The sequence below is a fragment of the Oceanobacillus alkalisoli genome, from assembly GCF_021556485.1.
Classification (GTDB): Bacteria; Bacillota; Bacilli; order Bacillales; family Amphibacillaceae; genus Oceanobacillus; species Oceanobacillus alkalisoli.
Genome location: NZ_JAKGBW010000126.1, coordinates 1 through 253 on the forward strand (window position 1 = coordinate 1; position 253 = coordinate 253).

Genomic DNA, 253 nt, shown 5'->3' on the forward strand with positions numbered 1-253 from the left:
AGGCTACGAGCCGACTTATCGCACGATTAATCGCTTTCGTTCAAATCCCCTTGTTGAAAATATCTTACGAGAATGTTTTGTGCAGTTTCGTAATCAATTGGTGGAGAAGGAATTGATTGAAGAAGAACGATTGAAGCTAACTTTTTTGAGCTGCCGGAATTTATTGTCGCAGATGCCGGATATGGTAGTGAACAGAATTACGAAGATATCCTAAAAAATCGAAATCGAACGCCACTCATTACATACAATCAAT

General features: G+C 38.7%; 1 protein-coding gene. It reads left to right on the plus strand.

Going from position 1 to position 253, the window contains the following annotated elements:
- Nucleotides 1–214, plus strand: a 214-nt coding sequence (locus LZD48_RS18655; RefSeq protein WP_235764160.1) for a hypothetical protein, incomplete at its 5' end; no start/stop codon positions are given.
- Between the last annotated feature and the right edge of the window lie 39 nt (nt 215–253).